General features: G+C 40.3%; 40 protein-coding genes. 4 read left to right on the top strand and 36 right to left on the bottom strand.

What is annotated here, in order from left to right:
• Positions 1 to 60 precede the first annotated feature (60 nt).
• The 4 genes from FGQ53_RS02305 (at position 61) to FGQ53_RS02290 (ending at position 5,052) form a co-directional block, all read left to right on the top strand.
• Entirely contained in the window at positions 61 to 1,092 is a 1,032-nt protein-coding gene (locus FGQ53_RS02305; RefSeq protein WP_138335440.1) for an ABC transporter substrate-binding protein, read from the top strand.
• Between the two features lie 161 nt (positions 1,093 to 1,253).
• On the top strand, positions 1,254 to 2,300 hold the full coding sequence (locus FGQ53_RS02300) for an ABC transporter substrate-binding protein (RefSeq protein ID WP_138335438.1): 1,047 nt from the start codon (positions 1,254 to 1,256) through the stop codon (positions 2,298 to 2,300).
• A gap of 12 nt (positions 2,301 to 2,312) precedes the next feature.
• Positions 2,313 to 3,404, top strand: a complete 1,092-nt coding sequence (locus FGQ53_RS02295; RefSeq protein WP_138335436.1) for an ABC transporter ATP-binding protein — start codon at positions 2,313 to 2,315, stop codon at positions 3,402 to 3,404.
• Positions 3,394 to 5,052: an ABC transporter permease gene (locus FGQ53_RS02290; protein ID WP_138335434.1), complete on the top strand. Its 1,659-nt coding sequence runs from the start codon at positions 3,394 to 3,396 to the stop codon at positions 5,050 to 5,052. The genes FGQ53_RS02295 and FGQ53_RS02290 overlap by 11 nt, the downstream gene beginning before the upstream one ends.
• Before the next feature lie 102 nt (positions 5,053 to 5,154).
• Here FGQ53_RS02290 and FGQ53_RS02285 read toward each other — a convergent pair whose 3' ends face one another.
• The 36 genes from FGQ53_RS02285 to FGQ53_RS02110 all read right to left on the bottom strand — a co-directional run bounded on the left by FGQ53_RS02285 (position 5,155) and on the right by FGQ53_RS02110 (position 24,807).
• The gene (locus tag FGQ53_RS02285) at positions 5,155 to 5,847 is read right to left on the bottom strand and encodes a histidine phosphatase family protein (RefSeq protein ID WP_138335432.1); all 693 of its coding nucleotides are present in this window, start codon (positions 5,845 to 5,847) and stop codon (positions 5,155 to 5,157) included.
• Between the two features lie 244 nt (positions 5,848 to 6,091).
• A complete protein-coding gene (locus tag FGQ53_RS02280; RefSeq protein ID WP_138335430.1) occupies positions 6,092 to 7,429 on the bottom strand; it encodes a PFL family protein in 1,338 nt (445 codons plus the stop codon).
• Positions 7,430 to 7,438: 9 nt separating this feature from the next.
• Entirely contained in the window at positions 7,439 to 7,705 is a 267-nt protein-coding gene (locus FGQ53_RS02275; RefSeq protein WP_000644126.1) for an ACT domain-containing protein, read from the bottom strand.
• A 264-nt stretch (positions 7,706 to 7,969) separates the two neighbouring features.
• Positions 7,970 to 8,356 (bottom strand): 50S ribosomal protein L17, encoded by a 387-nt coding sequence (gene rplQ / locus FGQ53_RS02270; protein WP_000331493.1) that lies wholly within the window; start codon positions 8,354 to 8,356, stop codon positions 7,970 to 7,972.
• Between the two features lie 11 nt (positions 8,357 to 8,367).
• Positions 8,368 to 9,303 (bottom strand): DNA-directed RNA polymerase subunit alpha, encoded by a 936-nt coding sequence (locus FGQ53_RS02265; protein WP_138335429.1) that lies wholly within the window; start codon positions 9,301 to 9,303, stop codon positions 8,368 to 8,370.
• Positions 9,304 to 9,345: 42 nt separating this feature from the next.
• Entirely contained in the window at positions 9,346 to 9,729 is a 384-nt protein-coding gene (rpsK, locus tag FGQ53_RS02260; RefSeq protein ID WP_001118385.1) for a 30S ribosomal protein S11, read from the bottom strand.
• Between the two features lie 17 nt (positions 9,730 to 9,746).
• A complete protein-coding gene (rpsM, locus tag FGQ53_RS02255; RefSeq protein ID WP_000090781.1) occupies positions 9,747 to 10,112 on the bottom strand; it encodes a 30S ribosomal protein S13 in 366 nt (121 codons plus the stop codon).
• Positions 10,113 to 10,129: 17 nt separating this feature from the next.
• Positions 10,130 to 10,246 carry a 50S ribosomal protein L36 gene (gene rpmJ, locus FGQ53_RS02250; RefSeq protein WP_001808836.1) on the bottom strand — a complete coding sequence of 39 codons (117 nt, stop codon included), beginning with the start codon at positions 10,244 to 10,246 and terminating at the stop codon, positions 10,130 to 10,132.
• Positions 10,247 to 10,270: 24 nt separating this feature from the next.
• Positions 10,271 to 10,489 carry a translation initiation factor IF-1 gene (gene infA / locus FGQ53_RS02245; protein WP_001029883.1) on the bottom strand — a complete coding sequence of 73 codons (219 nt, stop codon included), beginning with the start codon at positions 10,487 to 10,489 and terminating at the stop codon, positions 10,271 to 10,273.
• A gap of 116 nt (positions 10,490 to 10,605) precedes the next feature.
• Entirely contained in the window at positions 10,606 to 11,244 is a 639-nt protein-coding gene (locus FGQ53_RS02240; protein ID WP_001050436.1) for an adenylate kinase, read from the bottom strand.
• 302 nt (positions 11,245 to 11,546) lie between these two features.
• Positions 11,547 to 12,857, bottom strand: coding sequence for a preprotein translocase subunit SecY (secY, locus tag FGQ53_RS02235; RefSeq protein WP_138335427.1), 1,311 nt, complete (start codon positions 12,855 to 12,857; stop codon positions 11,547 to 11,549).
• Between the two features lie 12 nt (positions 12,858 to 12,869).
• Complete coding sequence (gene rplO / locus FGQ53_RS02230) at positions 12,870 to 13,310, bottom strand: 50S ribosomal protein L15 (RefSeq protein WP_000766089.1); 441 nt, start codon at positions 13,308 to 13,310, stop codon at positions 12,870 to 12,872.
• 143 nt (positions 13,311 to 13,453) lie between these two features.
• On the bottom strand, positions 13,454 to 13,636 hold the full coding sequence (rpmD, locus tag FGQ53_RS02225; RefSeq protein ID WP_000057241.1) for a 50S ribosomal protein L30: 183 nt from the start codon (positions 13,634 to 13,636) through the stop codon (positions 13,454 to 13,456).
• 13 nt (positions 13,637 to 13,649) lie between these two features.
• A complete protein-coding gene (rpsE, locus tag FGQ53_RS02220; protein WP_138335425.1) occupies positions 13,650 to 14,144 on the bottom strand; it encodes a 30S ribosomal protein S5 in 495 nt (164 codons plus the stop codon).
• A 17-nt stretch (positions 14,145 to 14,161) separates the two neighbouring features.
• A complete protein-coding gene (gene rplR / locus FGQ53_RS02215) occupies positions 14,162 to 14,518 on the bottom strand; it encodes a 50S ribosomal protein L18 (protein ID WP_000624044.1) in 357 nt (118 codons plus the stop codon).
• 83 nt (positions 14,519 to 14,601) lie between these two features.
• On the bottom strand, positions 14,602 to 15,138 hold the full coding sequence (gene rplF, locus FGQ53_RS02210) for a 50S ribosomal protein L6 (RefSeq protein ID WP_138335423.1): 537 nt from the start codon (positions 15,136 to 15,138) through the stop codon (positions 14,602 to 14,604).
• Between the two features lie 187 nt (positions 15,139 to 15,325).
• Positions 15,326 to 15,724: a 30S ribosomal protein S8 gene (rpsH, locus tag FGQ53_RS02205; protein WP_000245504.1), complete on the bottom strand. Its 399-nt coding sequence runs from the start codon at positions 15,722 to 15,724 to the stop codon at positions 15,326 to 15,328.
• A 246-nt stretch (positions 15,725 to 15,970) separates the two neighbouring features.
• Complete coding sequence (locus tag FGQ53_RS02200; RefSeq protein ID WP_001085697.1) at positions 15,971 to 16,156, bottom strand: type Z 30S ribosomal protein S14; 186 nt, start codon at positions 16,154 to 16,156, stop codon at positions 15,971 to 15,973.
• Positions 16,157 to 16,173: 17 nt separating this feature from the next.
• Positions 16,174 to 16,716 (bottom strand): 50S ribosomal protein L5, encoded by a 543-nt coding sequence (gene rplE, locus FGQ53_RS02195; RefSeq protein WP_000013542.1) that lies wholly within the window; start codon positions 16,714 to 16,716, stop codon positions 16,174 to 16,176.
• Between the two features lie 23 nt (positions 16,717 to 16,739).
• On the bottom strand, positions 16,740 to 17,045 hold the full coding sequence (gene rplX / locus FGQ53_RS02190) for a 50S ribosomal protein L24 (RefSeq protein ID WP_000497691.1): 306 nt from the start codon (positions 17,043 to 17,045) through the stop codon (positions 16,740 to 16,742).
• Between the two features lie 77 nt (positions 17,046 to 17,122).
• Entirely contained in the window at positions 17,123 to 17,491 is a 369-nt protein-coding gene (gene rplN, locus FGQ53_RS02185) for a 50S ribosomal protein L14 (protein ID WP_000616547.1), read from the bottom strand.
• A gap of 25 nt (positions 17,492 to 17,516) precedes the next feature.
• A complete protein-coding gene (rpsQ, locus tag FGQ53_RS02180) occupies positions 17,517 to 17,777 on the bottom strand; it encodes a 30S ribosomal protein S17 (protein ID WP_000440801.1) in 261 nt (86 codons plus the stop codon).
• Between the two features lie 24 nt (positions 17,778 to 17,801).
• Positions 17,802 to 18,008, bottom strand: coding sequence for a 50S ribosomal protein L29 (rpmC, locus tag FGQ53_RS02175; protein ID WP_000772918.1), 207 nt, complete (start codon positions 18,006 to 18,008; stop codon positions 17,802 to 17,804).
• Between the two features lie 9 nt (positions 18,009 to 18,017).
• Positions 18,018 to 18,431, bottom strand: coding sequence for a 50S ribosomal protein L16 (gene rplP, locus FGQ53_RS02170; RefSeq protein ID WP_000960947.1), 414 nt, complete (start codon positions 18,429 to 18,431; stop codon positions 18,018 to 18,020).
• A 3-nt stretch (positions 18,432 to 18,434) separates the two neighbouring features.
• A complete protein-coding gene (gene rpsC, locus FGQ53_RS02165) occupies positions 18,435 to 19,088 on the bottom strand; it encodes a 30S ribosomal protein S3 (RefSeq protein WP_045605116.1) in 654 nt (217 codons plus the stop codon).
• Between the two features lie 12 nt (positions 19,089 to 19,100).
• Entirely contained in the window at positions 19,101 to 19,445 is a 345-nt protein-coding gene (gene rplV, locus FGQ53_RS02160) for a 50S ribosomal protein L22 (protein ID WP_000818137.1), read from the bottom strand.
• 11 nt (positions 19,446 to 19,456) lie between these two features.
• Complete coding sequence (gene rpsS / locus FGQ53_RS02155) at positions 19,457 to 19,738, bottom strand: 30S ribosomal protein S19 (RefSeq protein ID WP_000533766.1); 282 nt, start codon at positions 19,736 to 19,738, stop codon at positions 19,457 to 19,459.
• Between the two features lie 104 nt (positions 19,739 to 19,842).
• Positions 19,843 to 20,676: a 50S ribosomal protein L2 gene (rplB, locus tag FGQ53_RS02150; protein ID WP_138335421.1), complete on the bottom strand. Its 834-nt coding sequence runs from the start codon at positions 20,674 to 20,676 to the stop codon at positions 19,843 to 19,845.
• A 17-nt stretch (positions 20,677 to 20,693) separates the two neighbouring features.
• Positions 20,694 to 20,990 (bottom strand): 50S ribosomal protein L23, encoded by a 297-nt coding sequence (locus FGQ53_RS02145; protein ID WP_001055347.1) that lies wholly within the window; start codon positions 20,988 to 20,990, stop codon positions 20,694 to 20,696.
• A complete protein-coding gene (gene rplD / locus FGQ53_RS02140; RefSeq protein ID WP_138335419.1) occupies positions 20,990 to 21,613 on the bottom strand; it encodes a 50S ribosomal protein L4 in 624 nt (207 codons plus the stop codon). Before rplD ends, FGQ53_RS02145 begins: the two co-directional genes overlap by 1 nt.
• Before the next feature lie 24 nt (positions 21,614 to 21,637).
• A complete protein-coding gene (rplC, locus tag FGQ53_RS02135) occupies positions 21,638 to 22,264 on the bottom strand; it encodes a 50S ribosomal protein L3 (protein ID WP_138335417.1) in 627 nt (208 codons plus the stop codon).
• Positions 22,265 to 22,347: 83 nt separating this feature from the next.
• On the bottom strand, positions 22,348 to 22,656 hold the full coding sequence (gene rpsJ, locus FGQ53_RS02130; protein ID WP_001284513.1) for a 30S ribosomal protein S10: 309 nt from the start codon (positions 22,654 to 22,656) through the stop codon (positions 22,348 to 22,350).
• A 256-nt stretch (positions 22,657 to 22,912) separates the two neighbouring features.
• A complete protein-coding gene (locus tag FGQ53_RS02125) occupies positions 22,913 to 23,530 on the bottom strand; it encodes a uridine kinase family protein (protein WP_138335415.1) in 618 nt (205 codons plus the stop codon).
• Positions 23,530 to 24,117, bottom strand: coding sequence for an anaerobic ribonucleoside-triphosphate reductase activating protein (gene nrdG / locus FGQ53_RS02120; RefSeq protein ID WP_138335413.1), 588 nt, complete (start codon positions 24,115 to 24,117; stop codon positions 23,530 to 23,532). The genes FGQ53_RS02125 and nrdG overlap by 1 nt, the downstream gene beginning before the upstream one ends.
• Positions 24,110 to 24,616, bottom strand: a complete 507-nt coding sequence (locus tag FGQ53_RS02115; protein WP_138335411.1) for a GNAT family N-acetyltransferase — start codon at positions 24,614 to 24,616, stop codon at positions 24,110 to 24,112. The genes nrdG and FGQ53_RS02115 overlap by 8 nt, the downstream gene beginning before the upstream one ends.
• Positions 24,617 to 24,666: 50 nt before the next feature.
• Entirely contained in the window at positions 24,667 to 24,807 is a 141-nt protein-coding gene (locus FGQ53_RS02110) for a hypothetical protein (RefSeq protein ID WP_000521618.1), read from the bottom strand.
• Between the last annotated feature and the right edge of the window lie 4 nt (positions 24,808 to 24,811).

The following is a 24,811-nucleotide window of genomic DNA, read 5'->3' as shown; positions in this document are numbered from 1 at the left end:
AAAAACATTAACAATCTGGTTAGAGAAAATGTTCGTAAAAAAGGAGATACTTATGAAAAAATACTATTCTTTCTCTCTTGTAGCTGGATATTCCTTTCTTTATCAGGATGTTCTTCACCTATAGAAGCGGAAACTAGCGCTGAAAAAGATTCAGATAACACTTTGGTTGTCTACTCATCTAACCCTGAAGACCTTATCGAAGAAACAATCCCAGCCTTCGAAGAAAAATATGGTATTAAGGTTGACTTAGTACAAGCCAGCACTGGTGAATTGTTCAAAAAAGCTGAGGCTGAAAAAGAATCGCCTGTAGCCGATGTCATTTTCGGAGGCTCCCACGCTCTCTTATCTTCTAACGAAAATCTTTTTGAACCTTATATTTCTCAAGAGAACGACCAGATAATCCCTGAATATCAAAATAAAACAGGATTCTACACTCCCTACACACTGGATGTCAGTGTTATCATTGCCAATTCAGCTCTTACAAAAGATATTAAAATTGAAGGCTACAATGATTTACTCAATCCTAACTTAAAAGGAAAAATCGCTACTGCTGATCCTAGTAACGCTTCTAGCGCCTTTGCACAACTAACAAACATGCTTGTAGACCAAGGTGGATACGAAAATGAACAAGCTTGGACCTATGTGAAAAATCTCTTTACCCTAGTAGATGGAAAAATTGCATCTAGCTCCTCAAATGTTTACAAAGCTGTCGCCGATGGAGAAATGGCTGTTGGACTCACCTATGAAGATCCTGCCTTAAAACTCTTAAACGACGGAGTTGATGTAAAAGTCATTTATCCAAAAGAAGGAACCGTCTTTTTACCTGGTAACGCAGCTATCATCAAAAATGCCAAACACATGAAAAATGCTAAGAAATTTATCGATTTCCTCCTTTCTCAAGAAATCCAAGATAAACTAGGAACTGAAACAACAATCAGACCCATTCGTAAAAATGCTAAAACCAATAAAAATATGAAGGCTATGACAGAAATCAATATTGCCACTGAAGATTCCGATTATGTCATTAAAAACAAATCTGCCATTCTTAAAAAGTACAATGATATTTTTACAGATATCCAATCTAAAAAATAACATTTGACTTCCCAACGATTAACTGTCAAACCCTACTATAAAATCAAAAGATTACTTCCGTTTTTGTAGAGAATTTTACTCTAATAGAATAGAATTATCGGTTTTAAAAACGCTTACATTATCTTAAAATAAACTTAAATAACATAACGGAGGTATCCATCATGAAAAAGAAATGGATGTATTATGCTGCTTGCGGACTAGCTCTTTTGGGTCTTGCTGCTTGTTCTTCTAATGAATCTGCCGATGGCGGTTCATCTGATAAAGGAGACGGCGGTTCGCTAGTCGTTTATTCACCAAACTCAGAGGGCTTAATCGGAGCAACTATTCCTGCCTTTGAAGAAAAATATGGTATCAAAGTAGAACTGATTCAAGCTGGTACTGGAGAACTTTTCAAAAAACTAGAGTCAGAAAAAGAAGCCCCTGTAGCCGATGTCATCTTTGGTGGTTCTTATACACAATATGCTACCCATGGAGAACTCTTTGAAAACTATACTTCAAAAGAAAATGATAATGTTATCAAAGAATATCAAAACACAACTGGCTACTCTACTCCTTATACACTAGATGGTAGTGTTTTAATCGTCAATCCTGATTTAACTAAAGGCATGAACATCGAAGGATATAGCGACCTTCTCAAACCTGAACTAAAAGGAAAAATCGCAACTGCTGACCCAGCAAACTCTTCTAGCGCCTTTGCTCAATTAACAAATATGCTACAAGCTCAAGGTGGTTACAAAGACGATAAAGCTTGGTCTTATGTAAAAGATCTCTTCACACTTATTGATGGTAAAATCGGTTCAAGCTCATCTGGTGTCTATAAAGCAGTCGCTGACGGAGAAATGGCTGTTGGTCTCTCTTATGAAGATCCAGCAGTTAAGCTCTTAAATGATGGAGCTAATATCAAGGTGGTCTATCCAAAAGAAGGAACAGTCTTCCTACCTGCTAGTGCTGCTATCGTTAAAAAAGCGAAAAATATGGAAAATGCCAAGAAATTTATCGATTTTATTATCTCTCAAGAAGTACAAGATACACTTGGTACAACCACTACTAACCGTCCTGTTCGTAAAAATGCTAAAACAAGCGAAAATATGAAACCAATTGACAAAATCAAAACACTCACTGAAGATTATGATTATGTCATCAAGAATAAATCAGATATCGTTAAGAAATACAACGAAGTCTTTACAGATATCCAATCTAAACAGTAAAAGAGGTTCACTATGAGTGAGATCAAAATTATTAACGCCAAAAAAATCTACCACGATGTCCCTGTTATTGAGAATTTGAACATTACAATTCCAAAAGGAAGTCTCTTTACCCTTCTTGGGCCTTCAGGGTGTGGGAAAACGACCCTTCTTCGTATGATTGCAGGTTTCAACAGTATCGAAGGCGGAGAATTTTACTTCGATGATACAAAAATCAATAATATGGAACCCAGCAAACGCAATATCGGAATGGTTTTCCAAAACTACGCTATTTTTCCACATTTGACTGTCCGAGACAATGTTGCTTTTGGTCTTAAGCAAAAGAAGGTTCCAAAAGAAGAATTGATTCAACAAACCAATAAATATCTTGAACTCATGCAAATTGCTCAATATGCGGATCGAAAACCTGATAAACTCAGTGGTGGACAACAACAACGTGTCGCCTTGGCACGCGCCTTAGCTGTTAATCCAAGTGTTCTCCTCATGGACGAGCCACTTAGTAACCTAGATGCCAAGCTTCGCTTGGATATGCGTCAAGCCATTCGAGAAATCCAACACGAAGTGGGAATTACAACTGTTTATGTAACCCACGACCAAGAAGAAGCCATGGCTATTTCAGACCAAATTGCTGTTATGAAAGACGGAGTCATCCAACAAATCGGTCGGCCAAAAGAACTCTATCATAAACCAGCTAATGAGTTTGTAGCAACCTTTATCGGACGCACAAATATTATCCCTGCCACTCTTGAAAAACGGAGCGACGGCGCTTATATCGTCTTTTCAGATGGCTATGCTCTTCGAATGCCAGCTCTTGATCAGGCTGAGGAACAAGCTATTCATGTAAGCATTCGTCCTGAAGAGTTTATCAAAGATGAATCTGGAGATATTGAAGGAACTATTAGCGATAGCGTCTATCTTGGACTAAATACGGAGTATTTCATTGAGACAGGTTTTACCTCAAAAATTCAAGTTAGCGAAGAATCAACTTTTGAAGAAGATTTACAAAAAGGCGATCGTATTCGTCTACGAATCAATACTCAAAAATTAAACGTCTTTTCTGCAGATGGTTCCCAAAACCTGATAAAAGGAGTCAACCATGGAACGTAAAAAACTAAATATTTGGACAGCCTCCTCTTTCTTCATCTTTCTTACCTATCTTGTCTTTCTCGTTTATCCTATCGTTACCGTGCTCAAGCAAGCACTCATACATGAGGGACAATTTTCACTAGCTAATTTTGTAACTTTCTTTAGTAAAGCCTACTATTCTGAGACACTAGTCAATAGTTTCAAGGTTTCCATTACCGCTACTGTCACTTCCTTGGTCGTAGGAACCTTATTAGCTTACCTCTTTTCCATGTATGACTTCAAGGGAAAGAAATTTTTACAAATATTGATTATCATTGCTTCCATGTCAGCTCCTTTCGTGGGAGCCTACTCCTGGATTCTCTTGCTGGGACGAAATGGGGTCATTACCAAATTCCTGACAAATGCCCTTCATCTTCCAGCTATCGATATTTATGGATTCAAAGGAATTGTACTTGTCTTTACACTGCAACTATTCCCACTGGTATTTCTATACGTTGCTGGGACAATGAAAAGTATTGACAATTCTCTACTTGAAGCCGCTGAAAGCATGGGGTCCTTCGGATTTAAGCGTATCGTAACAGTTGTTTTACCTCTCCTAGTTCCAACCTTACTAGCGGCTGCCCTGCTTGTATTTATGAGAGCATTCTCAGACTTTGGAACACCGATGTTAATTGGTGAAGGATATCGGACTTTCCCCGTCTTGATTTATACTCAATTTATTAGCGAGGTTGGAGGAAATTCTGCTTTTGCATCTGCTTTAGCAATTATGGCGATTATCATCGCCTTGGCAATCTTCCTTATCCAAAAATACATTTCAAATCGCTACAGTTTCAGTATGAATTCGCTCCATCCAATTGAGCCTAAAAAAAACACAAAAGGAAAAATGGTTGCCATTTATGCAACAGTCTACGGAATTATCTTGTTCTCTGTTCTACCTCAAGTCTACTTGATTTATACTTCTTTCCTAAAAACATCAGGTATGGTATTTGTCAAAGGTTATTCTCTAAACAGTTACAAGGTAGCTTTCAATCGTATGGGATCTGCTATTTTCAATACCATTCGTATCCCTTTGATTGCCTTAGTTCTAGTTGTCCTATTCGCAACATTTATCTCCTACCTAGCCGTTAGAAAACGGAATTTGTTTACAAACTTAATTGACAGCCTCAGTATGGTTCCTTATATTGTACCAGGAACCGTTCTAGGGATTGCCTTCATTTCTTCCTTCAATACCGGTCTATTTGGAAGTGGATTTCTTATGATTACAGGGACAGCTTTCATCTTAATTATGTCCCTATCTGTCAGAAGATTGCCTTATACTATTCGCTCATCTGTTGCTAGCTTGCAACAAATAGCACCAAGTATTGAAGAAGCCGCTGAGAGCTTAGGAAGTAGTCGTCTCAATACCTTTGCCAAGATTACAACTCCAATGATGCTATCTGGTATTATTTCTGGAGCTATCCTATCTTGGGTTACAATGATTTCAGAACTTTCCACTTCTATCCTCCTCTACAATGTCAAAACAAGAACAATGACTGTAGCTATTTATACAGAGGTTCTCAGAGGAAATTACGGTGTAGCCGCAGCCTTGTCAACTATCCTGACTGTTCTAACAGTAGGTTCCTTGCTCTTGTTTATGAAAATCTCTAAAAGCAATAGCATTACACTTTAGTTTTCCCCATCAAAAACAGCCGAAAGGATTACCCTCGGCTGTTTTTTCTTATCTTGATATTCCTATCAAATCCCTAGTTCATAGCAAGCAAGTCTAGACTGATTAAATAGAGGCTTCCTCCATCTTCTCACGTCCTAGTTCTCGGTAACTACAGTCACCAACAACCTCAACGCTAAACTGGCCGTCCTCATATTCAAGGATTGTCACACTCCCATTATCGAGACCATGCGGATGCATGCCATTAATCAGATAAACAATGGTTCCAATGGTCATTCCATGGCTGACAACGAGGGCATTGCCCCCACCTTGTTCTTCCATTTCTTTGGCAATCGCTTCAAAGCCCTCCTTGATTCGGCCACTGAGTTTTTCCCAGCCTTCAGCCCAACCAGCTGTATCAACCTCCACCAAGCCCTCAGCCAATTCAGCATAAGACAATTGGTGAACATGGTCCACATTAAAGATACGAGGAATAATGCCCATGAAAAGATCGCCATTGTAGGCTCCGTCAAAGCTACCAAAACACCATTCTCTGATACGCTTATCCATGCGATAAGGGATTTTCTCCTGCAAGCCAAGTTCTTCAAGGATAATTCCCATGGTCTGAATGGTGCGACCAGAATCACTGGAATAAGCGCGCTCAAACTGTAGACCAGATTCTCGCAAACCAATCCCTAATTCTTGAATCCCTCGTTCACCTTCAGCAGTTAAGGGAGTATCACTCCAACCTTGCGCTCGACCAATCGTGTTAAACATGGTCTTGCCATGACGTACCAAATACAATCGTACTTTTACCATTTTCCGTCCTCCGTTTGCTTCTATTATATCATGGATGATAAAACAAAAGCCACCCATACAGGCGACTTTTGCAGGAGATTATTATGAAAAAGTTTAGGAGTTCTATTAAATAAAGATATTAGATAAAAATCAAATTCAAACTAAATCAGTGTTATCTGTTTCAAATAATATTAGGAGGTCTTTATTTAATGATTATAGTATACATACCTAACCTTAAATAGAACTTAAAATTTCTCTTATTTTCTTAATTTTTAAAACTATGAATTGGTGCTGGGATTTGTCCTCCACGAGAAATGAAATCGACAGACGAAGCCCCATTGACCTTCATAACAGGTGCAGTTCCTAACAGGCCACCAAACTCAATCATATCGCCTTCTTTTCCTTTGGGAATGATACGAACAGCCGTTGTTTTCATGTTAATGACACCAATTGCAGCTTCATCTGCAATCATGGCCGCAATGGTTTCAGCTGGTGTATCCTCAGGAATGGCAATCATATCCAAACCAACGGAACAGATAGCCGTCATAGCTTCTAGTTTTTCCAAATTAAGAGAACCATTTTGCACTGCAGCAATCATTCCTTCATCTTCTGAAACAGGGATAAAGGCTCCAGACAAACCACCAACTTGGTTGCAGGCCATCACTCCCCCCTTCTTAACTTGGTCATTCAAGAGAGCCAAGGCAGCCGTCGTCCCGTGTGTTCCAACTGTCTCTAACCCCATTTCCTCAAGGACACGTGCCACAGAATCTCCAACCGCAGGAGTTGGCGCCAAACTCAAGTCCACAATACCAAACTCCACACCCAGTCTCTCACTAGCCATCTGACCAACCAATTGACCGATCCGAGTGATCTTGAAGGCAGTCTTCTTAACGGTTTCGGCTACTACATCAAAGCTCTGTCCACGAACTTTTTCCAAAGCACGTTTCACCACACCAGGACCAGAAACTCCGACATTGATGATAACATCAGCTTCTCCAACACCGTGGAAAGCACCAGCCATAAATGGATTGTCCTCAACAGCATTAGCAAATACAACCAGCTTAGCTGCGCCCATATCAGATAGATTAGCCGTTTCCTTGATAATTCGTCCCATATCTGCTACAGCGGTCATATTAATACCAGACTTGGTTGAACCGATATTGACTGACGAGCAGACCTTGTCCGTTTCTGCCAAAGCGCGAGGAATAGAATTGATGAGAATCTCATCTCCCTTTTGATAACCTTTTTGTACCAAGGCAGAAAAACCACCAATAAAATCCACACCAATCTCTTTCGCAGCCTTATCAAGCGCTTTTGCCAGAACCACATAGTCTGTCGCATCTGTCGCTGCTCCAATCAGAGAAATAGGAGTCACCGATACACGCTTATTAACGATTGGAATTCCCAGCTCCGCTGCAATTTCATCCCCAACAGCCACTAAATTAGCTGCCTTGGTCGTAATCTTTTGATAAATTTTCTCTGCAGCACGATTGATATCTGAATCGATACAGTCCAGAAGGGAAATCCCCATGGTAATGGTTCTGATATCGAAATTTTGCTCCTCAATCATGGCGATTGTTTCAGTAACTTGTCTAATATCCATGTGTACCTCCTAGATATTATACATAGCTTCGAAAATCGCTGCACTCTGAATATTAATTTTCACATTCAAAGTTTGACCAAAGGTTTCAAACTCATTACGAAGATAGGTGAAATCTTGCTTTTCATCGCTAGAGACGACAGCCATCATCGTGAAATATTCATCCAAAACAGTTTGAGAAATATCATCAATGTTCAAACCCAATTCTGCAATTTTACCAGAAACACCTGCAACAATTCCAGATTTATCTTTACCAACAACAGTTATAATCGCTTTCATAAGCAAACTCCAATTCTTCTTAAAATAAGAAACCTGAACATTAAACAAGCTTCTTTTTAAATAGTATAGCATAATTCTAACGAAAATACTCAAAAACGCCTGCTTACGAAGTTGTTCTTAAGCAAAAAACAATTTCGTAAACAAGCGTCTACTATCCCAACTTATGATGAGTGTTCCCGCTAGGACCGAAATCCTAGCGGTAGACCAGAGCTAGACTAAGAGCACAAGACTCCATCATCATAACACTCAACAAAATTGATGATTTTATACTAGTTCGATGATCGCCATTGGCGCTGCATCACCACGACGTGGTTCAGTTTTAAGGATACGAGTGTATCCACCGTTACGTTCAGCATAACGAGGTGCGATTTCTGAGAACAATTTTTGAAGTGCTGTAGTAGAAGTGTACTTATCAGTTGCTTCATCATAGTTTTCAGATGCGATTTCATTACGTACGAAAGCAGCTGCTTGACGACGTGCATGCAAATCACCACGTTTACCTAGAGTAATCATTTTTTCAACAGTTTTACGGATTTCTTTAGCACGAGCTTCAGTTGTCACGATTGATTCGTTGATCAAAAGGTCAGTTGTCAAATCGCGAAGCATTGCTTTACGTTGTGAGCTAGTGCGTCCTAGTTTACGGTAAGCCATTTATTCCTCCTTTATTTATCTTTTAATCCAAGACCCAAATCAATAAGTTTGAATTTCACTTCTTCCAAACTCTTGCGTCCAAGATTTCGTACTTTCATCATCTCTGCTTCAGATTTTTCTGTCAAGTCATGCACAGTATTGATACCGGCACGTTTCAAACAGTTGTATGAACGCACAGACAAGTCCAGTTCCTCAATCGTACGATCAAAAATACGGTCGTCAGATTCAGTATCAGCTTCTTTCATCACTTCAGTTGACTTAGCAATCTCAGTAAGATTTGTAAACAAATCAAGATGTTCTGTCAAAATACGTGCTGAAAGCCCTAAAGCATCTTCTGGAATAATTGTTCCATTTGTCAAGATTTCAAGGGTTAGTTTGTCAAAACCATCGTTGCTACCTACACGAGCAGGTTCAACTTGATAGTTGACTTTGGTAACTGGTGTATAAATAGAATCTACAGCAAGTGTCCCAACTGGTGCATTATCCTTTTTATTTTCATCTGCAGGTACATATCCACGACCACTGTTAACAGTCATAGTCGCTTTTAGAGAAGAACCTTCACCGATTGTAAAGAGATAATGATCTGGATTTACAATTTCAATATCGCTATCTGTCAAAATGTCACCAGCTGTTACTTCAGCAGGACCTTCAACATCTAGTTCGATGATTTTTTCGTCTTCAACGTACGATTTCACTGCAATTCCTTTAATGTTCAGAATGATTTGCATCACGTCTTCACGAACACCTGGAACTGTGTCAAACTCATGTAACACACCATCAATATTGATAGATGTCACAGCTGCTCCTGGCAGAGAAGCTAGAAGTACACGACGAAGAGAGTTACCAAGAGTTGTACCATAGCCACGTTCAAGTGGTTCGATTACAAACTTGCCATAATCTTTATTCTCATCAATTTTTGTTATATTTGGTTTTTCAAACTCGATCATTTAGTTACTCCCTCTTAAACGAAAAGCAGTGTAATGCGATGATTATACACGGCGACGTTTTGGAGGACGAGCACCATTGTGTGGCACTGGAGTCACATCACGAATTGCTGTTACTTCAAGACCAGCGGCAGCAAGCGCACGAATAGCTGACTCACGACCAGAACCTGGACCTTTTACAGTAACTTCAACTGATTTAAGACCGTGTTCTTGTGCAGATTTAGCAGCAGCTTCAGAAGCCATTTGAGCAGCGAATGGTGTAGATTTACGAGAACCTTTGAAACCAAGAGCACCAGCTGATGACCAAGCAATTGCATTACCATGCACATCAGTAATCATAACAATAGTGTTATTAAATGTAGCGTGAATATGAGCAATACCAGATTCGATATTCTTTTTCACACGACGTTTACGTGTTGGTTTAGCCAAGACTTTTACCTCCTATATTATTTTTTCTTACCAGCAATCGCAACAGCTTTACCTTTACGAGTGCGAGCGTTGTTTTTAGTGTTTTGTCCACGGACAGGAAGTCCACGACGGTGACGGATACCACGGTATGAACCGATTTCCATCAAACGTTTGATGTTCAAGTTTACTTCACGACGAAGGTCACCTTCAACTTTGATTGCATCCACTTCACGACGGATAGCATCTTCTTGATCTGATGTAAGATCACGTACACGAACATCTTCTGAGATTCCAGCAGCAGCCAAAATTTTCTTAGATGTTGCAAGTCCGATACCATAAACATAAGTCAATGAGATTACTACGCGTTTGTCATTTGGAATGTCAACTCCAGCAATACGAGCCATGTTTTCTCCTTTCTATCTTATCCTTGACGTTGTTTGTGTTTTGGATTTGCTGGGCAAATTACCATAACACGACCATTACGACGAATAACTTTACAGTATTCGCAAATTGGTTTGACCGATGGTCTTACTTTCATTTCTTATCCCTCCAAGTTTTTCGATTATTTAAAGCGGTAAGTGATACGTCCACGTGTCAAGTCATATGGACTCATTTCGACAGTAACACGATCTCCCGCTAAAATACGAATATAGTTTTTACGAATTTTACCAGAAACTGTTGCTAAAATCTGATGTCCATTTTCAAGTTCAACCGTAAACATTGCATTCGGCATTGTATCAACTACTTTGCCTTCAACTTCAATCACATCGTCTTTTGCCACGCAAAAGCACCTCCATAAATTTCGATTCGATGCCTCTAGACACAGAGACAACAATTATAAGTCAGACTATCTTAGTATAACATTTGTAGCGGATTTTTGCAAGTGTGAAAAACGCTTTATTTCAAATTTGTCAATACTTTTTCGATATCTGAAAAGACATCATTGATATCTTGATTACCTTCGATGTCATGAACCAAACCTTTAGCACGGTAGTGAGCAATGATTGGTTCTCCTTGAGCAATATTAACGTCCAATCGACGTTTTACTGTCTCAGGTTTATCATCTTCACGTTGGTAGTAATCTTCTTCTTTATAGTCAACTGGTGGGTTAAAGACCTTGTGGAAAGTTTCTCCAGTTACGCGGTGGATGATACGACCACTCAAACGTTCCAAGAGGCTATCTGGATTCACTTCAATGTTGATGACACCTTCTAGTTCAATGCCAAGTTCAGCCAATGTTTTGTCCAAGGCATGAGCTTGTTCGATTGTACGTGGGTAACCATCCAACAAGAATCCTGTTTCTTTGATATCATCTTGTGAAAGACGTTCTTTTACGATTCCATTTGTAACTTCGTCAGGAACCAATTCACCCTTGTCAATGTATGACTTAGCAAGAACACCCATTTCAGTTTGATTTGCCATTGCAGCGCGGAACATATCACCTGTTGAGATATGTGCAACATGGAATTGTTCTACGATTTTTGCTGCTTGAGTTCCCTTACCTGCACCAGGTAAGCCCATAATCAAAAGATTCATGATTTGATCTCCTTATTTTATTTTTAAATAGAAGCAAAAAGTCTTTTCACCCCTATTTAAAAACAAAATAGAAGAGGGGAGATCAAACTCTCACAAACGTCAGAGTTTAAACCTCCACTCCCTCAGCATTTACTGATTCATACTCAATGAAAATCAAAGAACAAACTAGGAAGCTAGCCGCAGGCTGCTCAAAACACTGTTTTGAGGTTGTGGATATAACTGACGAAGTCAGTAACCGTACTACGGCAAGGTGAAGCTGACATGGTTTGAATTTGATTTTCGAAGAGTATCTGTAAATACTTTTATTCTGTTGTATCCAAGAAACCAACATACTTACGTTTCAATAGATACCCTTCCAATTGTTTAATTCCTTCAATACCTGTCGAGATAATGATTAGTAGACTTGTTCCCCCAAAAGCAACAACTTCTGAAAGTCCGAAAACATCTTTTGCTACAATCGGTAAAATAGAAATCACACCAAGGAAGAGGGAACCAACAGTTGCAAGACGACGAAGAAGTTTAGACATATATTCTTCTGTACCTTTACCAGGACGAACTCCGTGGATATAGGCACCGCTCTTTTGTAAGTTCTCTGCCGCTTTTTCAGGATTAATCTGTACAAACGTGTAGAAGAATGTAAAGAGAATAATCAACAAAGCATACATGGCAATACCAGTTGGTGAAGTTGTTGCCAGCATTTCTTGTGCTGTTCTTACCCAAGCCCAATCATGGCCTGTAGCGCTCAAAAACTGAAGAATAGCCGCAGGCGCTGCAGTAATGGAACTTGCAAAGATAACTGGGATAACTCCAGCAGGGTTTACCTTCAATGGAAGGTAAGAGCTAGATGGAGCACCTTGTGCAACTTTTGTATATTGGATTGGGATTTTGTATTCTGCTTGTTGAACATAAGTTGTAAAGTAAATAATCAACAAAACAGTAATAATCAAGATGATTACGAAAATGATAGATGAGTTGATACGGCTACTTGGAACATTCACAAAGTAGTCTACATAGATTCCTTGAATCATCTCTGGAATTGAAGCGACAATCCCAGCAAAGATAATCATAGAAACACCATTTCCGTATCCCTTATCTGTAATTTGCTCTCCCAACCACGTCACAATCATGCTACCAGCTGTTAAGATGATACCAATCATGATAAAAACTTGTGGTGTAAGAGCTGTTTTCAACAATTGAGCTCCAGCCAAAGTATTAAAACCAGCTGTAATCCCGATAGATTGCACAAAGGCTAGAACTAGAGCAATATAACGAGTAGCTTGATTTAATTTTCTTCGACCTACTTCCCCTTGTTTGCCCCATTCTACAAACTTGGGTAAAATATCCATTTGCAAGAGTTGGACAACGATAGAGGCTGTAATGTAGGGACTAACACCAAGTGCAAAAACTGAGAAGTTTTTCATGGCATTCCCTGACACCAAGCTCAACATGTTTAAGAAGGATAATCCACTTAAAGCATTCAAGCTATTGGCATTCACACCAGGAACTGTAATACTAGTTCCGATACGGAAGACCAAAACGATAAAAATTGTAAATAAAATTTTTGATCGAACTTGCTTGACTTTAAGAGCTTCTCTTAATAATTTAAAAAACATAGGTCACCTCTCTTAGATGACTTCTACTGAACCACCTTTAGCAGTGATAGCTTCTTCAGCTGATTTAGAGAATTTAGCTGCTTTCACAGTCAATTTCTTAGTCAACTCACCGTTACCAAGAATTTTAACGCCTGATTTTTCAGCTTTAACAATTCCTGCTTCGATAAGAACAACTGGAGTAACTTCAGCACCATCTTCAAAGACGTTCAATTGGTCAAGGTTCACAATTGCGTATTCTTTAGCGTTGATGTTAGTGAATCCACGTTTTGGAAGACGACGGAACAATGGAGTTTGTCCACCTTCAAAACCAAGGCGAACTCCGCCACCGCTACGAGCTTTTTGACCTTTTTGACCGCGACCAGATGTTTTACCGTTACCTGATGAAGTACCACGACCAACACGGTTACGTACTTTACGAGAACCTTCTGCAGGTTTTAATTCATGAAGTTTCATTATTATTTTCTCCTCTTTTGTAAAATGCTAGCGCCGATAAGGGAGAAAAGGTTGTCTCCCTTATCAACTCGCCTATACATCGTCATCTTAGATGACTATATCTAGTTTTAGGGGATGAGTATTGCCACATCCCCTAAAAATCATTAGTTTACTTCTTCAACTGTTACCAAGTGAGATACTGCAGTGATCATACCACGGATAGCAGCGTTATCTTCTTTAATAACAGAGCTGTTCAATTTGCCAAGTCCAAGTGCTACAACAGTTTTACGTTGTGATGGAATGCGTCCGATTGGAGACTTAGTCAAAGTAATTTTAATTTGAGCCATTTTATCCCCTTTCTTATACCAAATCAGAAACTGAAATACCACGAAGGGCAGCAACTTCTTCAGCGCGTTTCAATTGTTTCAAACCTTCAACAGTTGCACGAACAATGTTGATTGGAGTGTTAGAACCAAGTGATTTAGATGTAATATCTGCCACACCTGCCAATTCCACAACGGCACGAACTGCACCACCAGCGGCAACTCCAGAACCTTCTACAGCAGGTTTCAACAATACTTTAGCTCCACCGAATTCTGAAAGAACTTCGTGTGGGATTGTTGTTCCAACCATAGGAACTTCAATCAAGTTTTTCTTAGCATCTTCTACTGCTTTGCGGATTGCTTCTGGAACTTCTTGAGCCTTACCAGTACCAAATCCTACACGACCGTTGTGGTCACCGACAACAACAAGAGCTGCGAAACGAAGACGACGTCCACCTTTAACAACTTTTGTAACACGGTTGACAGCAACTACGCGTTCTTCTAATTCAACTGCATTGTCTTTAAATGCCATTTTCTAGTGTCCTCCTATTAGAATTTCAATCCGTTTTCACGAGCTGCATCAGCCAAAGCTTTCACACGTCCGTGATATAGATATCCACCGCGGTCGAACACCACTTCTGAAATACCTTTAGCGTTTGCACGTTCTGCAACGAGTTTACCGACAGCAACGGCTTGTTCAGTTTTAGTTCCTTTTGAAACTTCTTTGTCAAGAGTTGAAGCACTTGCGAGCGTTACACCCGCTACGTCATCAATCACTTGAGCGTAGATGCCTGTATTAGAACGGAATACGTTCAAACGTGGGCGATCAGCAGTTCCAGAGAGTTTTCCGCGAACGCGACGGTGGCGTTTTTGACGGAGTTTGTTTTTATCTGGTTTAGAAATCACAGTTTTCACCTCTTTAGTTTTAAATCGCGTGCTATGCACAAAGTTGGAAAATAGGTTGGTGGTTGAAAATCAACCACTCAACATTATTTACCTGTTTTACCTTCTTTAAGACGAACGTACTCTCCAACGTAACGAATACCTTTACCTTTGTAAGATTCTGGTGAACGAAGGCTACGTACGTAAGCAGCTGTTTGGCCAACCACTTCTTTTGAAATTCCGTTAACAACAATTGTTGTTGGGTTTGGAAGTTCAAAAGTAATCCCTTCTGGAGCTTCAACTTCATCTGGATGAGATTTACCAACAGCCAAAACAAGTTTTGATCCTTGAAGTTGTGCACGGTAACCAACCCCACGCATTTCAAGTTCTTTCTTGAATCCTTCTGATACACCAATTACCATGTTATTCAAAAGGGCACGAGTAGTTCCGTGGATAGTTTTCATTTCTTTTGAATCGTTTGGACGGTGAAGAGTTACTTCAGTACCTTCCACGCGAATTTCAATATCTTTTGAGAACTTACGAGTAAGTTCTCCTTTAGGTCCTTTTACAGTTACTACGTTGTCATTGTTAGTGACTTCAACACCAGCAGGCAACACGATAACTTTATTACCAATACGTGACATGTTTATTTTCTCCTGTTAAATTGTCAGGCTTTGACGGCCAGTTTTCACGGGGTTAAATCGATTTCTCGATTTAAAGGAACATTTAGGTTTCAATTCCAAAGTGAATCTAGGCATCGTCTCGCAGGCATAACTTTGGGTTAGGCAAGAGACGATAACGAAGAGTCGCAAAGAAATTGGGAGCTAAATATTACCAAACGTAAGCGATAACTTCTCCACCAACGTTCTTTTGACGAGCTTCTTTATCAGTAAGCAAACCTTCAGAAGTTGAAAGGATAGCAATTCCAAGTCCGTTAAGTACTTTTGGAAGATCTTCACGTTTTTTGTAGACACGAAGTCCTGGTTTAGAAACGCGTTTCAAGTTAGTGATAACTTTTTCACCGTTTGGTCCGTATTTAAGGAATACACGGATGATGCCTTGTTTGTCATCTTCGATGATTTCAACGTTTTTTACAAAACCTTCGCGTTTAAGGATTTCAGCAATCCCTTTTTTGATGTTTGATGCAGGTACTTCAAGTACTTCGTGTTTCGCTTGGTTAGCGTTACGAATACGAGTTAGGAAGTCTGCGATTGGGTCAGTCATAACCATTTTGTTTTTCTCCTCTTACTAGTAGTTTGCAAGTTGCACTTGCTAGTTAATACATGATATAAAGAGCGTAACAGCAAAAGCAATTTGGTCTTTTCTTGCCAAAGCTGTAGCTCGTGTTCAAATTGGCAAGCCCAACTGAACCCGGGCTAAACTCTGCGTGAAAAAGATAAACTTTCCTAGAAACTTTAGTTTCTTCGTCAAGTTTCCTATTTTCACTTGGAGTTTGGACGCCCTTGATATCTTAAATTACCAAGATGCTTTTGTTACACCAGGAATTTGTCCTTTGTAAGCTAATTCACGGAAGCAAACACGGCAAAGTTTAAATTTGCGGTAAACTGAATGTGGACGACCACATTTTTCACAACGAGTATAAGCTTGAGTAGAGAACTTCGCTGGACGTTTGTTCTTAGCAATCATTGATTTTTTAGCCATTAGATTTACCTCCTATATTATTTTGCAAAAGGCATTCCAAGGCCTGTAAGCAATGCGCGTGACTCTTCGTCAGTGTTAGCAGTTGTTACGATAACGATGTCAAGACCACGAGTTTTGTCAACGTCATCAAAGTTGATTTCTGGGAAGATCAATTGTTCTTTCACACCAAGAGTGTAGTTCCCGCGTCCATCAAATGATTTTGTTGGAACACCGTGGAAGTCACGCACACGTGGAAGTGAAACTGAAACCAATTTATCCAAGAATTCGTACATACGTTCCCCACGAAGGGTAACTTTTGCACCGATCGCTACACCTTCACGAAGACGGAAGCCGGCGATTGATTTTTTAGCTTTAGTGATAAGTGGTTTTTGACCTGAGATAAGCGCCAATTCTTCAGCAGCTTTTTCAAGGCTTTTAGCGTTTGATACAGCTTCACCAACACCCATGTTCAAAACGATCTTATCTACTTTAGGCACAGCCATCACTGATGAGTAGTTGAATTGTTCTGTCAAAGCAGGAACTACTTCATTAAGATATTTTTCTTTTAAACGATTTGCCATTATACTTCTCCTTTCCTTCGTGATTAATCAAGCACTTCGCCTGATTTTTTGTTGTAGCGAACTTTTTTACCGTCTACAAATTTGTAACCAACACGACCAGCTACACCATTTTTGTCCAATACTTGAACGTTTGATACGTGGATAGCTGCTTCTTTCTCAATGATACCACCTTGAGGAAGCTCGTTAGTTGGACGTTGGTGTTTCTTAACGATGTTAACACCTTCAACGATAACTTTGTTTACTTTTGGAAGGGCAGTAAGGACAACAGCTTCTGTTCCCTTATCTTTACCAGCGATTACGCGAACTTTGTCGCCTTTTTTTACAAACATTAGGTTTCTCCTTAATTTTTCTTACGCCCACAAGGGCACCCTAGCTTGAAGCTAGGGGACTAGTTTGTTTCTAAAAATTAAAGTACTTCTGGAGCAAGTGACACGATCTTCATGAAGCCACCTTCACGCAATTCACGTGCAACTGGGCCAAAGATACGTGTTCCGCGAGGAGTTTTGTCATCACGGATGATAACAGCTGCATTTTCGTCAAACTTGATGTATGAACCATCAGCGCGACGAGCACCTGATTTAGTACGAACGATAACAGCTTTTACAACGTCACCTTTTTTAACCGCACCACCAGGAGTAGCTTGTTTTACAGATGCCACAATGACATCACCGATGTTCGCAAATTTACGTTTAGAACCACCAAGAACTTTGATAGTCAAGATTTCGCGTGCACCGCTGTTGTCTGCGACTTTCAAACGAGTTTCTGTTTGAATCATTTCAGTTTTCTCCTTTCAGGCTTGATTAGATGATAACCGCTTCTTCAACAACTTCTACAAGACGGAAACGTTTTGTAGCTGAAAGCGGGCGAGTTTCCATGATACGTACGATATCGCCTTCTTTGGCAACATTGTTTTCATCATGTGCTTTGTATTTTTTAGAGTAGTTAATACGTTTACCATAGACTGGGTGGTTACGTTTTGTTTCAACTACAACTGTGATTGTCTTGTCCATTTTGTCAGATACAACACGTCCAACAAGAACTTTACGATTATTGCGTTCCATTGAAATTTCTCCTTCCCTAGTCTATTATTTCGCTTCAGATTGAACTGTTTTGATACGAGCGATTTGTTTTTTAACTTCTTTCAAGCGAGCTGTTTGTTCCAATTGACCAGTAGCAGCTTGGAAACGAAGTTCAAACAATTCTTTTTTCAATTCGTTTTCGCGCTTCGCGAGTTCTTCTTGAGAAAGACCACGAAGTTCTTTAACAAATTCTTTTACTTCATTAAGTTTCATGCCTTCTCCTTATTCTGCTTCACGTTTTACGAATTTAGTTTTAACTGGCAATTTGTGGCTAGCAAGACGAAGCGCTTCACGTGCAATCTCTTCAGATACACCAGCGATTTCGAACATCACTTTACCGCGTTTAACTGGTGCAACCCAACCTTCAGGTGCCCCTTTACCAGATCCCATACGCACACCGATAGCTTTAGCAGTGTATGATTTGTGTGGGAAGATTTTAATCCAAACTTTACCACCACGTTTCATGTAACGAGTCATGGCGATACGAGCAGCTTCGATTTGGCGGTTAGTAATCCAGTGGCTAGTTGTAGCTTGAAGACCGTATTCACCGAATGCTACTTCTTTTCCACCTTTTGCTTCACCGCGCATTTTTCCACGGAATTCACGACGGTGTTTAACACGTTTAGGTACTAACATTGGTTATTTACCTCCTTTAGTGTTTTTACGAGCTGGAAGAACTTCACCACGGTAGATCCATACTTTAACACCAAGTTTACCGTATGTAGTATCTGCTTCTTCCCAAGCGTAATCGATATCTGCACGAAGTGTGTGGAGTGGAACAGTTCCTTCAGAGTATCCTTCAGCACGGGCGATATCTGCACCGTTCAAACGACCTGATACTTGAGTTTTGATTCCTTTAGCTCCAGCACGCATTGCACGTTGGATTGCTTGTTTTTGTGCACGACGGAAAGCAACACGTTGCTCCAATTGACGAGCAATTCCTTCACCTACAAGGTGAGCATCCAAATCAGGTTGTTTGATTTCGATGATATTGATGTGTACTTGTTTTTCAGTCAATTTGTTAAGTTTTGCACGAAGTGCATCAACGTTAGCACCACCTTTACCGATAACCATACCTGGTTTAGCAGTGTGAAGTGAAACATTAACTTTGTTTACTGCGCGTTCGATTTCGATAGTTGAAACTGCTGCGTCAGCAAGTTCTTTTTGAACGAATTTACGGATTGCAAGATCTTCATGAAGGTAATCCGCGTATTCTTTTTCAGCATACCATTTGGCATCCCAATCACGGATGATGCCGACACGCATACCAATTGGATGTACTTTTTGACCCACGATTTTACCTCCTTATTTTTCTGCAACAGCTACAGTGATGTGAGCTGTACGTTTGTTGATTGGTGAAGCTGAACCTTTCGCACGTGGACGGAAACGTTTCATAGTTGGTCCTTCGTTTGCGAATGCTTCAGATACTACCAAGTTAGCTTTATCCAAACCAAAGTTATTTTCAGCGTTAGCTACAGCTGAGTTCAAAACTTTCAAGATGATTTCAGCAGCTTTGTTTGGAGTGAATGTCAAGATTGCGATTGCATCGGCTACGCTTTTACCACGGATGTTATCAAGAACAAGACGTGATTTACGAGGTGAAACACGTACTGTACGAGCCATTGCTTTAGCTGAAGTAATTTCTGCCATTTATGTTCTCCTTATTTTCTACGTGTTTTCTTGTCGTCTGCAGCGTGACCTTTGTAAGTACGAGTTGGTGCAAATTCACCAAGTTTGTGACCTACCATGTCTTCTTGGATGTAAACAGGTACGTGTTTACGTCCGTCATAAACTGCGATAGTGTAACCAATGAAACTTGGGAAGATCGTTGAACGACGTGACCAAGTTTTAATAACTTTTTTCTTTTCGTCGTTAGCTTGAGCTTCAACTTTTTTCATCAAATGCTCATCGACGAAAGGTCCTTTTTTAAGACTGCGTCCCATTTTTATGTATTCTCCTTTAAATATTGTACCACAGCGGCTTGCGCTCACATGGAGCGCTACCGAGCTGGCGGAATTTCCTAGTTGCTTAAGCGACTAGTTTACTATTATTTCTCGTTGCGACGACGAACGATAAGTTTGTCAGATTTCGCTTTCTTGTTACGAGTTTTAAGACCAAGAGCAGGTTTGCCCCATGGAGTAGATGGCGCTTTACGACCAACTGGTGCTTTACCTTCACCACCACCGTGTGGGTGATCGTTAGGGTTCATTACAGAACCACGAACTGTTGGGCGGATACCTTTCCAACGGCTACGTCCTGCTTTACCAAGGTTTACAAGTCCATGTTGTTCGTTTCCGACAACACCAACTGTAGCACGACAAGTTCCAAGAATCATACGAACTTCGCCAGATTGAAGACGAACAAGAACGTATTTACCTTCTTGACCCAATACTTGAGCAGAAGCTCCAGCTGCACGGACCAATTCTCCACCACGACCTGGTTTCAACTCGATGTTGTGGATTAAAGTACCAACTGGGATGTTAGCAAGTGGAAGAGCGTTCCCGACTTTGATATCTGCTTCAGGACCTGAAACGATACGTTGACCAACTTCAAGACCTTTTGGAGCGATGATGTATGCTTTCACACCGTCAGTGTAGTGTACAAGAGCGATGTTTGCAGAACGGTTTGGATCGTACTCGATTGTTTTAACAACTGCTTCAACGTTGTCTTTGTTACGTTTGAAGTCAACCAAACGGTAGAAACGTTTGTGCCCACCACCTTGGTGACGAACAGTGATACGACCGTTGTTGTTACGACCAGCCTTGTTCTTCAAAGCAACAAGCAATGATTTTTCAGGAGTGCTTGTTGTGATTTCAACGAAATCCAAAGAAGTCATATTACGGCGACCGTTTGTTGTTGGTTTATAAACACGAATTCCCACGATATTTCCTCCTTAGATTATTCAGCTTCAGCAGCAAACAACTCGATTGCTTTTGAATCAGCTGTAAGAGTGATGATAGCTTTTTTAGTTTTGTTAGTAAAACCAGTGTAACGTCCAACACGTTTAGCTTTAGGTTTTACGTTGATTGTGTTGACATTTGCAACTTTAACACCTTCGAAAGCAGCTTCAACAGCTTGCTTAATCAAAAGTTTGTGTGCGCGAGTGTCAACTTCAAATACATATTTTCCTGCTTCAAGTTGAGCCATTGAGCTTTCAGTGATAACAGGTTTTTTGATAACATCATACAAATTCATTATGCAAGAACCTCCTCGATTTTAGAGATAGCTGCTTGAGTAACAAGAAGTTTGTCACTATTTGCGATGTCAAGAACACTTGCAGTTGTAGCAGTCGCAACTTTCACGTTTGGAAGGTTACGAGCTGAAAGAGCTGCGAATTCGTTTCCTTCTTCAAGAATAACAAGGACTTTAGAATCGATGCTCAAAGCTGCAAGAACTTTTGCAAATTCAGCAGTTTTTGGAGCTGTAAATTCAAGAGAATCAACGGCTACAAATTTGTTTTCAGCAACTTTTTCTGAGTAAACAGATTTAAGCGCAAGGCGACGAACTTTTTGAGGAAGTTTGTACGCATAGCTACGTGGAGTTGGTCCGAAGACAGTTCCACCACCACGCCATTGTGGAGAGCGGATAGAACCTTGACGAGCACGTCCAGTTCCTTTTTGACGCCATGGTTTGCGTCCGCCACCTGAAACAGCTGAGCGGTTTTTAACTGCGTGAGTTCCTTGACGAAGGCTAGCACGTTGGCTGATGATTACATCAAACACAACAGATTGGTTTGGTTCGATACCAAAGATTGCATCGTTAAGAACAACTTCGCCCTCTTGTTTACCAGTTTGGTCGAATAATGTTACATTTGCCATTTTGACTGTGTTCCCCTTTCCTTATTATTTACCAGCTTTAACTGCTGACTTGATAGTGATAAGAGATTTCTTAGCACCTGGTACGTTACCTTTGATAAGGATAACGTTCTTTTCTGGAACAACTTGTACAACTTCAAGGTTTTGAATTGTTACGCGGTCGCCACCCATACGTCCTGCAAGGTTTTTACCTTTGAATACACGGTTAGGCGCAACAGGTCCCATAGAACCTGGACGACGGTGGTAACGAGAACCGTGAGCCATTGGTCCACGTGATTGTCCGTGGCGTTTGATAACACCTTGGAAACCTTTACCTTTAGAAGTACCAGTTACGTCAACAACGTCTCCAGCTGCGAATGTTTCAACTGTGATTTCAGCACCAACTTCCAAGCCTTCAACGTTTTTGAATTCACGAATGAAGCGCTTAGGAGCCGTGTTAGCTTTCGCTACATGTCCTTTAGCAGGTTTGTTGCTCAATACTTCGCGTTTGTCATTGAAACCAACTTGGATAGCGTTGTATCCGTCTGTTTCAACAGTTTTAACTTGAAGAACAACGTTTGGAGTTGCTTCAATAACTGTTACAGGGATCAATTCGCCAGCTTCAGTGAAGATTTGAGTCATTCCCACTTTTTTCCCTAAGATTCCTTTTGTCATGAGAAAATAGTTCCTTTTCTATATTTTTTTATTCAAAAAGTTTTTAACGAGCGTTTTTTATGCTCAAGGTATCAAGCTTTAGATTAAAGTTTGATTTCTACGTTTACACCACTTGGAAGATCCAATTTCATCAAGGCATCAACTGTTTTTTGAGTTGGGTTAACGATATCGATCAAACGTTTGTGTGTACGCATTTCAAATTGTTCGCGAGAGTCTTTGTATTTGTGAGTCGCACGAATAATTGTGTAGAGGCTACGTTCAGTTGGAAGTGGGATTGGACCCGCAACTTGTGCACCTGTACGAGTAGCTGATTCTACGATTTTTGCAGCCGCTGTGTCAAGCGTACGGTGTTCGTAAGCTTTCAAACGGATACGGATTTTTTTGTTTGCCATCTTTTTCTCCTTTTCGTCTATTTAAGATAATAGGCTAGCTCCACAAGAAAACCGACGCGGTGTTGCGTGGCAATGCAACCGAGCGTGTCGCAACCTCTTGCATCAAAGCTAAAGCTGTAATTTACAGCACCATAATAGAATAACACAAAGCCCCTGCGATTGCAAGGGATTTGTTGCTATTTTTTCGTTTTTTTACATTGAAACTGTTTTCCTATTTTTTCTTTCTAAAATTATGGATTTTCTTCTATATAATAACTCAAGTTCTCTTGACCTCAAATTTACCTTCTGATTGGTCCACTAAGATATCCGCCTTAGACTCGGTCTCTTTATAGTAGTGTAGATATTGCTCCCGTCTCATCTGATGGCTAGCCAATATAAAGGATGCATCGCGATTTCTAACGGACGTATCTCGAGCTAGACGCCGCTTTAATTCGGTCTCCTCATCCGTGTAGAAACAGATGGTTTTGTCAAAGAGTTCCTTTGGCAGAAAGCCAACAGACATCCCTTCGACAATCAGAATTGGTTTTGCTCCAGGAAAGATTTCACTAGCCCTCCAAGGCTCTTCAATCGTCAAGACATCCATACCCGCCTGCAAGGCTAAGATATCTCTTTGCAAACTTGCCAATTCATGTGCCACTGGCAGACAAGCTGTCACCTTTTGATCTGGCGCTTGCTTTGGTACTACCAGATGACGGTCTGAGGTGATATAAGAATCTATTTCTAGCAAATTTACTGTAGTAGAATCTAAAGCTTGGTACAATTCCTGCGCAAAGGTTGATTTACCCGAAGCCCCATGACCGTATATCCCCAGCGTCCTGACTTTTCCCGTTTCTATTTCTGAAATCAGTTGTTCTATCAGGACTTTTTTCTTCATTATCTCTTCACCTGTTCATAGCTTTCTTTTCCGTCATTAAGCTTGTCCCAAATCATTACTTGCCCACTTTTGAGAGATTTTTGCACATCGATAATTCGTTGATTGGACGAGCCTCGAAACTGGAGCATGAGATTTCTCTTAGTTCGATCATATCTTCCATCGACAAGAATGTCAATCAATGATAAGAGTTCCAGTTTATCTGGAGTTTCCAACATCATTTCTTCCCATGTATAGCCGGTCCAAGACCAGATGTCTTTGTCTGGCAATTCCTTTCGAATGCGTTTAACTAGAGGCAAGAGAATGCCCGTATTGAGAAAAGGCTCTCCTCCCAGCAAGGTCAAGCCCTGAACATAAGGTTGAGCGAGATCTTCCATGATCTGTTCTTCTAATTCTGCTGTATAAGGAATTCCGGCATTGAAGGACCAGGTCGCTACATTATAACACCCCTCACAGTGAAACATGCAGCCTGATACATAGAGAGAATTACGCACACCCTCTCCATCTACAAAGTTAAAGGCCTTGTAGTCAATGATACGACCTTGACTGAGTTCCTCGCTTTTCCATTCTTGTGGTTTTGGATTATTCATTCGCTACCTCTATCCAATAACGCTCGACTCCATTACGAACATCCTCAATGAGACCTCCATTTGCTAAAATGACTGCTCTGCTAGCAAGATTATTCACGCTACAGGTCACAAGAGTTCTCTTGATGTTCTTTTCCTTAGCAACTTGCAAGCCCTGACGCAGAGCTTCCTTAGCATAACCCTTGCCTCTTTCAGATGGACGAATGGAGTAGCCAATGTGGCCAGCATAATTCAGCAAACCCTCATTCAATCTCAATCGCAGATTCAAAAATCCTAGAGCACGACCTACATCATCAAATGATACAAATTGAATAGAAGGAACACGATTTTCAGGCAAGTTTATTCCCATCTCTTTTTGCATATTTGTTTCCAACCACTCTTCATACACAAAGTTCTCTGTATTCCAAAATCCTCCATCATGGGCTGATTGGCTCTTTTCAAACTCTGCCATCATCTCTAAAACTGTTTCTTTATCTGCTAATCTTGGTCTGCGTAATTCCATCCTTTTACGTCCCCTCCCGCTAAGAGAAAAGCGAGATCTGACTCTCACTTTTATTTTTTCTTATTCTTGTTTAAAAATTGTTCTCTGAGGTTGAGCAAACGTTCTTTCTTACCAGCTCCACCTTTAGAGTGTTTCTCGTGATAACGGGTCACTTGTGCACGCCCCTTATCATCTAATTGATATTTCCCCATTTCA

The organism is Streptococcus mitis (genome assembly GCF_005844455.1).
In the GTDB taxonomy this organism is placed as follows: Bacteria; Bacillota; Bacilli; order Lactobacillales; family Streptococcaceae; genus Streptococcus; species Streptococcus mitis_BF.
The sequence above is the reverse complement of the archived record's forward strand: the minus strand, read 5'-3'. Positions and strand labels throughout refer to the sequence as shown.

Coding starts and splice junctions, on each gene's coding strand:
- FGQ53_RS02300 (WP_138335438.1), top strand. CDS start 1,254: ATGAAAAAGAAATGGATGTATTATGCTGCTTGCGGACTAGCTCTTTTG.
- FGQ53_RS02295 (WP_138335436.1), top strand. CDS start 2,313: ATGAGTGAGATCAAAATTATTAACGCCAAAAAAATCTACCACGATGTC.
- FGQ53_RS02290 (WP_138335434.1), top strand. CDS start 3,394: ATGGAACGTAAAAAACTAAATATTTGGACAGCCTCCTCTTTCTTCATC.
- FGQ53_RS02285 (WP_138335432.1), bottom strand. CDS start 5,847: ATGGTAAAAGTACGATTGTATTTGGTACGTCATGGCAAGACCATGTTT.
- FGQ53_RS02280 (WP_138335430.1), bottom strand. CDS start 7,429: ATGGATATTAGACAAGTTACTGAAACAATCGCCATGATTGAGGAGCAA.
- FGQ53_RS02275 (WP_000644126.1), bottom strand. CDS start 7,705: ATGAAAGCGATTATAACTGTTGTTGGTAAAGATAAATCTGGAATTGTT.
- rplQ (WP_000331493.1), bottom strand. CDS start 8,356: ATGGCTTACCGTAAACTAGGACGCACTAGCTCACAACGTAAAGCAATG.
- FGQ53_RS02265 (WP_138335429.1), bottom strand. CDS start 9,303: ATGATCGAGTTTGAAAAACCAAATATAACAAAAATTGATGAGAATAAA.
- rpsM (WP_000090781.1), bottom strand. CDS start 10,112: ATGGCTCGTATTGCTGGAGTTGACATTCCAAATGACAAACGCGTAGTA.
- rpmJ (WP_001808836.1), bottom strand. CDS start 10,246: ATGAAAGTAAGACCATCGGTCAAACCAATTTGCGAATACTGTAAAGTT.
- FGQ53_RS02240 (WP_001050436.1), bottom strand. CDS start 11,244: ATGAATCTTTTGATTATGGGCTTACCTGGTGCAGGTAAGGGAACTCAA.
- secY (WP_138335427.1), bottom strand. CDS start 12,857: ATGTTTTTTAAATTATTAAGAGAAGCTCTTAAAGTCAAGCAAGTTCGA.
- rplO (WP_000766089.1), bottom strand. CDS start 13,310: ATGAAACTTCATGAATTAAAACCTGCAGAAGGTTCTCGTAAAGTACGT.
- rpmD (WP_000057241.1), bottom strand. CDS start 13,636: ATGGCTCAAATTAAAATTACTTTGACTAAGTCTCCAATCGGACGCATT.
- rpsE (WP_138335425.1), bottom strand. CDS start 14,144: ATGGCATTTAAAGACAATGCAGTTGAATTAGAAGAACGCGTAGTTGCT.
- rplF (WP_138335423.1), bottom strand. CDS start 15,138: ATGTCACGTATTGGTAATAAAGTTATCGTGTTGCCTGCTGGTGTTGAA.
- rpsH (WP_000245504.1), bottom strand. CDS start 15,724: ATGGTTATGACTGACCCAATCGCAGACTTCCTAACTCGTATTCGTAAC.
- FGQ53_RS02200 (WP_001085697.1), bottom strand. CDS start 16,156: ATGGCTAAAAAATCAATGATTGCTAAGAACAAACGTCCAGCGAAGTTC.
- rplE (WP_000013542.1), bottom strand. CDS start 16,716: ATGGCAAATCGTTTAAAAGAAAAATATCTTAATGAAGTAGTTCCTGCT.
- rplX (WP_000497691.1), bottom strand. CDS start 17,045: ATGTTTGTAAAAAAAGGCGACAAAGTTCGCGTAATCGCTGGTAAAGAT.
- rplN (WP_000616547.1), bottom strand. CDS start 17,491: ATGATTCAAACAGAAACTCGTTTGAAAGTCGCAGACAACAGCGGTGCA.
- rpsQ (WP_000440801.1), bottom strand. CDS start 17,777: ATGGAACGCAATAATCGTAAAGTTCTTGTTGGACGTGTTGTATCTGAC.
- rpmC (WP_000772918.1), bottom strand. CDS start 18,008: ATGAAACTTAATGAAGTAAAAGAATTTGTTAAAGAACTTCGTGGTCTT.
- rplP (WP_000960947.1), bottom strand. CDS start 18,431: ATGTTAGTACCTAAACGTGTTAAACACCGTCGTGAATTCCGTGGAAAA.
- rplV (WP_000818137.1), bottom strand. CDS start 19,445: ATGGCAGAAATTACTTCAGCTAAAGCAATGGCTCGTACAGTACGTGTT.
- rpsS (WP_000533766.1), bottom strand. CDS start 19,738: ATGGGACGCAGTCTTAAAAAAGGACCTTTCGTCGATGAGCATTTGATG.
- FGQ53_RS02145 (WP_001055347.1), bottom strand. CDS start 20,990: ATGAATTTGTATGATGTTATCAAAAAACCTGTTATCACTGAAAGCTCA.
- rplD (WP_138335419.1), bottom strand. CDS start 21,613: ATGGCAAATGTAACATTATTCGACCAAACTGGTAAACAAGAGGGCGAA.
- rplC (WP_138335417.1), bottom strand. CDS start 22,264: ATGACAAAAGGAATCTTAGGGAAAAAAGTGGGAATGACTCAAATCTTC.
- rpsJ (WP_001284513.1), bottom strand. CDS start 22,656: ATGGCAAACAAAAAAATCCGTATCCGTTTGAAAGCTTACGAACACCGT.
- FGQ53_RS02125 (WP_138335415.1), bottom strand. CDS start 23,530: ATGAAGAAAAAAGTCCTGATAGAACAACTGATTTCAGAAATAGAAACG.
- nrdG (WP_138335413.1), bottom strand. CDS start 24,117: ATGAATAATCCAAAACCACAAGAATGGAAAAGCGAGGAACTCAGTCAA.
- FGQ53_RS02115 (WP_138335411.1), bottom strand. CDS start 24,616: ATGGAATTACGCAGACCAAGATTAGCAGATAAAGAAACAGTTTTAGAG.
- FGQ53_RS02110 (WP_000521618.1), bottom strand. CDS start 24,807: ATGGGGAAATATCAATTAGATGATAAGGGGCGTGCACAAGTGACCCGT.